The organism is Desulfobacterales bacterium (assembly GCA_030066985.1).
In the GTDB taxonomy this organism is placed as follows: domain Bacteria; phylum Desulfobacterota; class Desulfobacteria; order Desulfobacterales; family JAHEIW01; genus JAHEIW01.
Genome location: JASJAN010000010.1, coordinates 80,913 through 87,275, shown reverse-complemented (window position 1 = coordinate 87,275; position 6,363 = coordinate 80,913). Strand labels below are relative to the sequence as shown.

Sequence of the window (6,363 nt, the reverse complement as noted above, 5' to 3'; positions counted from 1 at the left end):
TCCGGCTTGATATTTAGCACCCAAAAGTCCCCCTTGAAAACCAGTTGCCTTTGACCGGCAAATGGTTGCCGAAATCAAAAACTGCTACTAAAATTCAAGATTTAGGGTCAATATGCCAATAATATTGTGATGGTCTCTTTTTCACCAAAGGGGCGATCGTCGAATTTCCATATAAGTTATTGAAATTATTTATTAAAATTTCTTAAGATTGACACTTTTCTGATAACTTTTTATAATCATTTAATAAATGGGTTTTTTGCAAAAACCCACGGCGAGACCAACATCACTGACTGTATTTAGAACTTATTAGTCTATTTTATACATAATATCAAAAATTTAGGGAATTATCACATCATAGCGTATGGCCATTATTAATTTAAAAAAACGGGAGGTAGAGTGTAAGCTCGTATACTATGGCCCGGGAAGGGGGGGCAAGACGTCTAATTTGCAGTATATTTTCCAAAAAAGCCGCAAATTAATGACCGATGAGATGGTCTCCATTAAGACAAAAGGTGATCTGACCCTCTTTTTTGATTTCGTACCCATGGGTATCGGCAAAATAAAGGGCTGTGATGTCAGGGTTCAATTGTATACTGTACCGGGCCAGGTGAAGTACAGCTCGACCCGCAAGCTGGTCCTGAAAGGTGTGGATGGCCTGGTTTTTGTCGCCGATTCCCTAAAAATCCGCCACGAAAAAAACATCCTTTCCCTAAAAGACCTTGCCATCAATCTAAAAAGCTACGGCCTCAATATCATGACAATGCCGCTGGTGCTTCAATACAACAAGCGCGACCTTGCTGCCGAAGGCGTGCCGCTGATGTCCATTGAAGAAATGGAAAAAGCTTACAACCATCAGCTCAAGGTGCCGTCATTTCCCGCCAGCGCCGTGACCGGAGAAAATGTGAATGCGACGTTGAAGGCGGCGTTGGTGCTATTACTCAGATCCCTCAAAAAAGAGGCCGGCTGGTAAAAACTTGGTTATAAATGCCCATCTTTTGCCCGCTGGCGGTGTTAAAATCCGGTCCAAAATACTCGCGTACTAGCGTGTACGCTCCGTTTTCGAACCGAATTTCGCCTTGCCCTCGGACAAAATCTGAACACTTATAACCAAGTTTACCAAAATAAAATGTTATAACGCTACGCTTTTTCTCCTCCTCGCGCCTTTTGAACACCTTAATGTATTCAAACAAGATGTGAAATCCCGCAGGATAGCGGGAGCTATCGTGCAAATTTAAGAGGTAGGGGCGGGGTTTAGCCCCGCCCGATCATCCGATGGAAATATCTTTTGTACAGATGGAAATTGAAAGCAGCTAAATTCGGTTTGATTGATGGGTGTCGGATCAGTCTTGAAACTCGCGCCGATAGGTCTTGCCGGAGCCCATCATCACACTGATGGGGTGCAGGGTTTGAATGTTTTCACAAACGATTTTAATCGCCGCTGCGATGGGTATGGATATCAGCGCGCCAACAAATCCCCACAACCAGCCCCAGAATAAAAGCGACAGCAAAATCACCACCGGGCTTAAGTTTAACTGATCACCCAAAACCTTTGGCGCCAGTGCATTTCCCATGCCCATCTGGATGGTGGTCACCGCCACAAGGGTAATGACAGCGGGCCATAATGACGGGTAATATTGAACCAGGGCAAGCAAAACAGGGGGGATGGAAGCCACGATCGAACCGATGGTAGGAATAAAATTAAGGAAGAACGCCAGCGCCCCCCAGGTAACGGCAAAATCCACGCCGATCAATTCCAGCGCCAGCCATACCAGAACACCGGTGGTCGAACTGATCAAAAATTGCAAAGACAGATAGCGCCGGATTTGCCCGGTAATGGAAAATGTGATCTCGCTGATCTGGTCGGCATTTTCGGCTGAAAAAGATTTGAGAATTTTATAGCGAAAAAAAGGTTTGCCCAGCAATATAAAGAACAGAAATATAATGATTAGTACCAGCTGGGAAATAAAAACAAAGATGGAACGTGAAAGTGATGCCAGAAAGCGGCCAACATTTTGTCCCCAATTAATGCCGGCCAGCGGATCAAATCCAAGGTTCCATTCACTGGTGACCAGGGTGATCAGTTCTGTGAAGCGGGCATGGTATTTCGGGTAAGCGGCGGCAAATGCCGCAAATCGTGCATATAAAAATGTAAAAGATAGATAAAAAATGCCTACCAAAATGACGAGGATGATAATAACCGCTAAGGTAGTCGGTATTTTGCGGGCCGTCATATAATTGATTGCCGGTCCGATTAGAAAAGACAGCAGCCAGGCAATAATCAATGGCAGAATGACCGATTGCGCGGCTCTTAGCACAACACCCACGGCAACCAGTACCAGGATGCCCAAAAAAATAAATGTAATCTTGCCTTTGTCAAATTCCATCGTAAGATCTCAAACCACGCATATTACCGCAAAATTTGTGGCAAACACTATCGCAACCCTGCCCACCGGGTCAACCGCAAAGTGGTAAATATTCGCATTCTACAAAAGCGAACAAAAACCTAATTTGATCGATTGCCGAGGTCGAAGATCCGCCTCTGGTGGATTGCCGCTCGTGAGATTCCACCTTAAAATTTTGAAACGATCAAAATTTAGTTGCCACCTCAGCCAGTAGCGCCTGAACCGATGGTTTGAACCAGCAGTCCAAAAATCCATCGGCTTCGGATGCGCGCATTTTCTCATAGCGCGACCGCACATCATCAACACGATGTTTTTTCACCAGAGCAAGCCCACCTGGCGGCAATTCCGCCAGCTCCGCAATTTTTGCACACGCTTCTTTTTCCACCTCTTCTATGGAGAGGACCCCATCCACCAGGCCAATTTTATGCGCCTGTTCAGGTTCCAAAAATTCTCCATTAAATATCAGATCAGTGGCGTGGCGGTCGCCGATCATCTGCCTTAAAATTAAATCGGCCAGCCCGGGCACCGGCAGACCAATTTTGACCTCGTTAAACCCGATCAGCTTGTGTCCCTTTGCAACGAACCGGAAATCGGTCGCAAGGGCCAAGACCGCTCCTCCGGCAGTGGCATGGCCGGCAATGGCACAAGCCGTCGGCATTGGCAGGGTGTACAGATCCAGTACCGCCTGGTTAAGCATGCCATAAAATTCAATCATTTCGGCACGGCCTAATTGAAGCAGACCCGGCAAATCAAGACCGATACAGAAAAATTTGTCTCCGCCGGCTAAAACCATCCCATTAAATTCAGTTTTAACCCTTTGGAGTGCTGTGTGCAGGTCATTGACCAATTCAGGACTGATGGCGTTGGTGACACCGTTGTTTAATCGCAAAACCGCAATGTCCTCCTGCGGTTCGATGATGACATTTGCCATGGGTTCTCCTTGGATTTTCCCAATCGTCGGGTGCGGGCATCAAATGAGAAAACTAGTTTTGTTTTATGGATACGTCCAATATCATGGCTGGCCTATCTGCAGTTTTCCAGCCATGCTTTATCCCCGCGGGCGCAAAATAAGTTTCATTTTCTGCCAGAATTTTGCGCTCGTCTCCAATAAACATTTCAATCTGGCCCTTCACAACAATTTCGCATTGATCAAAAGAATGCTCATGGCCGGTATCTTCCTGATGCGCATCGATCTTCATGTATGCCATAATTAGCCCATCGCCGATTTCGGCTTTGCTGAATATTCCAGGCCGAAAAGCTTCCAGTTTCAAATTATTCAAATCCCAAAAAGACATTTTCCCTCCCTATTCCAGAATCCTTTTGACCGCCTCTAAAATCCCTGATAAGCCGCTGCCGGCCTTTTCTTGGACCGTAAAGTCTGCACTGGGGAAAGCGCGCTCAATATTGACTTCCACGATTTTAGCCCCATTTTTCTGAGCCAAAGCGGGCAGTGATGCTGCCGGCTGGACCACCGCAGATGTACCGATGACCAGCATCAGTTTACAGGTCGCAGCCTCCTGAACTGCTGTTTCCAGAGCGCCTTCAGGCAGCTGCTCGCCAAACAATACGGTGTTGGGTTTGAGTACCCCACCGCACTCACAATAAGGCGGCGTTCCCTGCGGTACGTCTGGGGCCAGATATTCTTTACGACATTGCAGGCAATAGGTTTCCCTAAGACTGCCATGAATTTCGGTAACATTTTGACTGCCGGCTTTTTTATGCAGACCGTCTATGTTCTGGGTAATCACATGGCGCACAATACCCATTTGCTCCAGCTCCGCCAAAGCCAGATGCGCTATGTTTGCTTTGTAGGAATCATAGTTGCGAATGAATTCACCGCGGATGGTCCAATATTTGGATGGGTCCTCTCGAAATGTCTCGATAGAGGCATACACCATGGGGTCATACTTTTCCCACAAGCCGCCCTTGGAACGAAAAGTGGGGATACCGCTTTCGGCAGAAATCCCGGCACCGGTTAGAGCAACACAGGACTTCATATTCACCATGAGGCCTGCAATTTCCTGATAGATGGCATCCATATCATCCTGCTACCTTGGTATTGAATTTTTGGCCAACTATCCCAAAAATGTCAGGAACCTTCAAGCGCTTTTTGGGCGTGGTTCCCAATCCAATTTGAGTGCCGAATTCGGCTTTTTTTCTGGGCTCGGCGTGCTATAAAAATTATCGGGGTAAAGGGGTTTCGGATTTAAATGCAGGCATTATCTTTTAGCATAATTTTAGTATTGCAGGTTAAAAGCCATCAAATTATGAGAAAGGACATATCCGTATGAACCGCTACTCTTTCAAAATCTTCTTAATCGTTTGTGTTCATATCATTTTGGGCACGGGCCTTGCTCAGGCGCGTGATCAACAAATCGTAGAAATCATCAAAAGCAAAACAGAGCAAATCAGCACCACCGGAAACGTTCAGATCGAAGGCGCTCAAATTGCATCTGTTACGGTTCTGCCCGAGCTCTATGAAAAAAATGGTTTTAGGCGCCTGTGGACCAATTCCCAAAATGTTGAAGACCTATTCAGTTCCGTTAAGACGATTGAAGAAGAGGGCCTTGAGCCGGATGATTATCACTTTGCCCGGCTACAAAATTTACGCTCCCGCATTGATTCCGGCGCTGACCATGATCCGGCGCTTTTGGCGGATTATGATATTCTGCTGACCGATAGCCTCATCCGCTTATGCTATCATCTTTTCTTCGGCAAGGTTGATCCTGAAACCCTAAACCCGAACTGGAACCTGGCAGTCCAAATTGAGGATGACAGGCCGGTTGCCTTCATGCAGGAAATACTGGAAGGGGGTAAACTGGCTGAAGATATTAAAACGCTAAACCCAGACAATATTGTTTACGACGAATTTAAAACCGCACTCAAAAAATATCACGATATAGAGGCTGCAGGGGGTTGGGCGTCAGTACCGCCAGGCCCGACGCTCAAAAAGGGCATGCAGGACAACCGTATCTTGCTGCTGCGCCAACGCCTGCAGATGTCCGGCGATTTACCGGCCGGACCAACTGATTCTGACATATTTGACGATCAGCTTGAGCAAGGCGTGATACAATTTCAGCAAAGACACTATCTGACCGCCGACGGAGCGGTCGGAAAACAGACGCTGGAGAAGCTTAATGTGCCGGTTGAAGCCAAAATTGATCAGATCCGAATTAACCTGGAAAGACTTCGATGGGTGCTGCACGCCATCGAGGGCCCGTTTGTCATCGTGGATATTGCCGGCTTCGAAATTTTTGTTTACAAAGACAATCAGATCTTGTGGACCAGCCGCGTTCAGGTTGGGAAGCCATATCGCCGCACGCCGGTGTTTAAGTCGGAGATCAAGTTTATCGTATTGAATCCAACCTGGACGGTTCCGCCCGGCATCCTGGCCAAGGACATCTTGCCGGCTGTCAAAAAAGACCCCAACTATTTAAAAGTACGCAATATCGCAGCCATTGATCGACGGGGCAAAACTGTCAATCAAGATACGATTGACTGGTCAAAATACACGGCCCGCAACTTTCCCTATCAGTTGCGTCAGGAGCCCGGGCCCAAGAATGCGCTGGGGCTGATTAAGATCATTTTTCCAAACGATCACTTGGTGTACATTCATGACACCCCCGCCAAATCATTGTTTCATCGCAGCGAGCGCGCCTTTAGCTCCGGCTGCATTCGAACTGAAAAGCCTTTTGAGCTGGCTGAAATTTTGCTGAAAGATCCAGAAAAATGGAACCAGCAGAGTTTTAAACAAGTAATTGACTCCCGGAAAACTCAGACCGTCTTTCTTCCCAAACCAGTGCCGGTGTTATTGTTTTACTGGACTATCGATCCGGAGCCGGACGGCAGCGTGAGATTTAAAACAGATCCCTATAAGAGAGACGCTGTGGTCCTAAGAAGTTTGAACGGTGATTTTAAATTCAGAAAACGCCCGGTTGGAAAAACTAGGAAAACACTGTGA

6 protein-coding genes are annotated in these 6,363 nt (G+C 46.9%); 2 read left to right on the top strand and 4 right to left on the bottom strand.

What is annotated here, in order from left to right; translation table 11 throughout:
- Positions 1-361: 361 nt before the first annotated feature.
- On the top strand, positions 362-970 hold the full coding sequence (locus tag QNJ26_07235) for a gliding motility protein (GenBank protein MDJ0985321.1): 609 nt from the start codon (positions 362-364) through the stop codon (positions 968-970).
- 370 nt (positions 971-1,340) lie between these two features.
- Here the strand turns inward: QNJ26_07235 and QNJ26_07230 are convergent, their stop codons facing one another.
- From QNJ26_07230 to QNJ26_07215, 4 genes are all read right to left on the bottom strand, one after another.
- The gene (locus QNJ26_07230; GenBank protein MDJ0985320.1) at positions 1,341-2,384 is read right to left on the bottom strand and encodes an AI-2E family transporter; all 1,044 of its coding nucleotides are present in this window, start codon (positions 2,382-2,384) and stop codon (positions 1,341-1,343) included.
- A gap of 202 nt (positions 2,385-2,586) precedes the next feature.
- Positions 2,587-3,333 (bottom strand): enoyl-CoA hydratase/isomerase family protein, encoded by a 747-nt coding sequence (locus QNJ26_07225; GenBank protein ID MDJ0985319.1) that lies wholly within the window; start codon positions 3,331-3,333, stop codon positions 2,587-2,589.
- A 52-nt stretch (positions 3,334-3,385) separates the two neighbouring features.
- Positions 3,386-3,697 (bottom strand): cupin domain-containing protein, encoded by a 312-nt coding sequence (locus QNJ26_07220; protein ID MDJ0985318.1) that lies wholly within the window; start codon positions 3,695-3,697, stop codon positions 3,386-3,388.
- A 9-nt stretch (positions 3,698-3,706) separates the two neighbouring features.
- Complete coding sequence (locus tag QNJ26_07215; GenBank protein MDJ0985317.1) at positions 3,707-4,441, bottom strand: NAD-dependent deacylase; 735 nt, start codon at positions 4,439-4,441, stop codon at positions 3,707-3,709.
- 248 nt (positions 4,442-4,689) lie between these two features.
- On the opposite strand from QNJ26_07215, the gene QNJ26_07210 reads away from it, so the two are divergent.
- Positions 4,690-6,363 (top strand): L,D-transpeptidase family protein, encoded by a 1,674-nt coding sequence (locus QNJ26_07210; GenBank protein MDJ0985316.1) that lies wholly within the window; start codon positions 4,690-4,692, stop codon positions 6,361-6,363.

What these genes read in the sequence shown, in the direction of transcription:
- QNJ26_07235 (MDJ0985321.1), top strand. Translation starts at nt 362, where the DNA reads ATGGCCATTATTAATTTAAAAAAACGGGAGGTAGAGTGTAAGCTCGTA.
- QNJ26_07230 (MDJ0985320.1), bottom strand. Translation starts at nt 2,384, where the DNA reads ATGGAATTTGACAAAGGCAAGATTACATTTATTTTTTTGGGCATCCTG.
- QNJ26_07225 (MDJ0985319.1), bottom strand. Translation starts at nt 3,333, where the DNA reads ATGGCAAATGTCATCATCGAACCGCAGGAGGACATTGCGGTTTTGCGA.
- QNJ26_07220 (MDJ0985318.1), bottom strand. Translation starts at nt 3,697, where the DNA reads ATGTCTTTTTGGGATTTGAATAATTTGAAACTGGAAGCTTTTCGGCCT.
- QNJ26_07215 (MDJ0985317.1), bottom strand. Translation starts at nt 4,441, where the DNA reads ATGGATGCCATCTATCAGGAAATTGCAGGCCTCATGGTGAATATGAAG.
- QNJ26_07210 (MDJ0985316.1), top strand. Translation starts at nt 4,690, where the DNA reads ATGAACCGCTACTCTTTCAAAATCTTCTTAATCGTTTGTGTTCATATC.